This window comes from Desulfobulbus alkaliphilus (assembly GCF_016918545.1).
In the GTDB taxonomy this organism is placed as follows: domain Bacteria; phylum Desulfobacterota; class Desulfobulbia; order Desulfobulbales; family Desulfobulbaceae; genus Desulfobulbus; species Desulfobulbus alkaliphilus.
Window position 1 is genome coordinate 1 of record NZ_JAFFQC010000072.1, and the last position, 3,035, is coordinate 3,035.

Sequence of the window (3,035 nt, forward strand, 5' to 3'; positions counted from 1 at the left end):
TGTTGATTCGCATCCCCAAAGCCGACAATAATCTCAACTACGAGTACCACCGATACGAGTAAGAGAAGCAGCCGGCTGGATTGATCCAGCCGGCTGTAGGGAAGTAGACAGCAGTCTACCGCACCGAGTTATCCCTTGACGGAGGAGTCCCCTCGCAGCCGCCGCTGTTTCACTCGGATTCGTTGAACCATTCCGAGTTGTAGAGGATCTCGGCGGTGATGGTTTTCTGTTCGTGGTAGTAGGCCTCCTCGATGGCCATGGTGGCCATGTTCATCAAGGCCCGCCGGTTGCCCCTGGTGGAGGCGGCGATGATTTCGATGGCGTCCTTTTCGAAGAGATTTTTCGGGGCCGCGGCATTTTTCAACCGATGTTCGATGAACAATTGGCATTCGTACTCGTTGAGGTACTGGGTTTTGATGATGCCGGTGAGTCGGGAACGGATCGGGTTGAGGATGTGCAGCTCAAGCCTTCTGGCCAGGGTTTCATCGCCGACGAGGAGCAGTGAGGCGGCGGACGAGGGTTTGGCGGTCTGAAAGAGCAGCGAGCTGAGATCCCAGAGGGAGTCGTTTTCCAGTCGTTGGGCGTCATCAACGATGATCACCGGATGGCGGGGGTTGGCGCCATCGATCATGGCCTCGATATACTGCTGGGTTCTGGCGATCAAGGGGATACCCCGCCCTTTGGTGTCGACGCCGAGGGTTTCCGCAAGGATCCTGGCGATGCCGTTTCGTGAGTGTCCAGCGTAGGGCAGAAGGACGGGCCGATAGGCTTTTTTGTCGAGATCCTGGAGCAGGGCGTGAACGAGGGTTGTTTTGCCGGATCCTGACGGCCCGCAGAGGGCGAGGCTCTTCCCGGAGTGGAGCAGGCGCTTGATGGTCTGGATCTGCCTGCTATCGCGCTCCGGGAGAAAGAGTTGGCGCTGCCCATGGGTATCGGCAAAAGGGTGGTGCTTGAAGCCGAAGAAGTCGCCCATGGGGAGTTTGCCTGGGTGCTGGGTCGTGGAACTCATTGTTTCCTCCTCTGTCCGTTGGCGTTACGATGCAGATCGACCGGCTGGGCAGGTTTCATTTCTGGACCGTACCAGATCCGGCTGAGGTCCCATGGCATGAACCAGACGTCGATCCGCTGTCCGGGCAGGGCATCTTGCAGTTCATAGCTGCGTTTTTTGAGGCGGATAGTATTGTTGAGGTAGACCCGGCAGCGGCGTTTCATCCGGAACAGCTGTTCGATGTCAATGGTTTCCGGGATGGTGGTGCAGGCACTCTCCCGGCTGAGGCGACAGGCCAACGGGGAGATACCCAGGCTGCCGTGCACCGAATTATGGTACTGGCCAAGCCACTGCAGGTACGCCTTGTTGATGCCTTCAAGGGTGTGGGCGACCGGGGTATCACCGTCGAGGAACTGTTCACGAACGGTGCGGAAATAGCGTTCAATTTTACCGCGTCCCCTTGGCTTTCCCGGTGGAGAGTGGATCAGATGGATACCGAGATTGGCACAGGCAAATTTCAGGTGGTGGCTGGCATAACAGGCACCGTTATCGGTGTAGAACCGCAAGGGTTTGCCATGGGTGGTGATGGCTGCCATCAGTTCTTTGATCATCACCTCGGTATCCTCGGCGAGGAAGAAACGGGAACGGACGATATAACGGGTGGCATCGTCGATAATGGCATGGAGATAGGTCTTGCGCTTCTGGCCGTTGATCCTGATCTTGGGCCCGTGGAGGAAGTCAGCGCTCCACAACTGGCCAAAAGCCTGGTAGGCAAAGGCCTTTGCCGGCAGCGGCGTCAGGTGCGGGTCACGTTGCAGGTTGCGGGAATGGGCATAGCGGTAGAGGGTGGCGCGAGACGGGTTGACCATGTTCCAGCGCTTTTCTGCAATCAACTGACCGAAAATCCGCGCCAGGGTCCAGCGGGGGTGTTCGGCTCGTAACGCAACGATCCGTTCGGCAAGTTCCTCTGGCACAGCGTCATGCCGACCGAGTGTACTTCGGGGCGTATCGGCCAGCGCCGGAAGGCCGCCGTGACGGTAGCGGTAGAGCCATTTGCGCAGGGTCTCAGCGGAGTAGCGGACACTGCGTCCATCCGCTCTGACAAAAGTTTTGGCGGCAAGGCGGATCAGTTCGTGCTCCAGTGATTCTTCCGCATCGCTGCGGTGGAGAAGATGGCTGATGATACCGTACCGCCAGACGGCGAGATCGGTTTGCTTGACAAGCGTCATGGGTTCCTCCAGGGGATATGGGTTACAGTTTGAGCAACAACACCATATCTCCCCGGAAATGTGGAGGTATGTATTATGTTGGTCCGATTTTCCAGCACCTCCACGGGTAGAAACTCTGCGAAAAGTCCCGGGTGAAATCGGCCCAGGCCTGGTCAGGTTGGACCGTTGGGTCAGGCCCCCAGGCGGCAATGTTCTTCTCGTGCTCCAGCCACGGGATGACTCGCGCCACCAGGGCACGGAGCCGCCTGACCACACCTCGGTCCACTCCCAGTCGCCTGGCAGCTTCGGCCTGGGTCAGCCGGCTCTCGGCAAAAAGGCTCTGGCAGTAGAGGAGAGTCTGATAGAAGTGGCGGACGATCGGCAGAAAGGGATGACGCAACACCGAGAAGGAAACCCGCGGGCAATCCGGCACCTTACAGAGATAGCGCTGGACCCTGACCTCAATCCCTTGCTCCGGGTGAGCCCTTGGGTAGGTACCATTGCGGATAATCAGGAAGTTGCCACAGAGAGGACAGCGGACACGCGGTTCTTTGTTGCTGAAAGGACGAGATGAAGATAGTGTAGGCATGATAAGAGGGTGGTGGGTTGTGTTGGATACTATTCGCGAAAATACTATGTACCACAATCCCCCCCTCTTATCCCCCCCAAAGGGGGGAGGAGGATGCAAGGCATAAGGCGGTTCCTGCTATCCACCTCCCTACCCCCCGCGCCGAGCCTGCCCACTTTTTCTCATTTCCTGCGGTTGGACCCTTCTCACAAGGGTACTGTTACTTGAGAATTTCGACTAGATTTCAGGTAATACGGTGTGACAATCTACA

3 protein-coding genes are annotated in these 3,035 nt (G+C 57.7%); all 3 read right to left on the reverse strand.

The window, feature by feature from the left end; genetic code table 11:
- Positions 1–169: 169 nt before the first annotated feature.
- Positions 170–1,009: an ExeA family protein gene (locus JWG43_RS17250; RefSeq protein WP_205244190.1), complete on the reverse strand. Its 840-nt coding sequence runs from the start codon at positions 1,007–1,009 to the stop codon at positions 170–172.
- Complete coding sequence (locus JWG43_RS17255) at positions 1,006–2,217, reverse strand: DDE-type integrase/transposase/recombinase (protein WP_205244191.1); 1,212 nt, start codon at positions 2,215–2,217, stop codon at positions 1,006–1,008. The genes JWG43_RS17250 and JWG43_RS17255 overlap by 4 nt, the downstream gene beginning before the upstream one ends.
- Positions 2,218–2,290: 73 nt before the next feature.
- Complete coding sequence (locus JWG43_RS17260; RefSeq protein ID WP_205244192.1) at positions 2,291–2,785, reverse strand: IS1 family transposase; 495 nt, start codon at positions 2,783–2,785, stop codon at positions 2,291–2,293.
- Between the last annotated feature and the right edge of the window lie 250 nt (positions 2,786–3,035).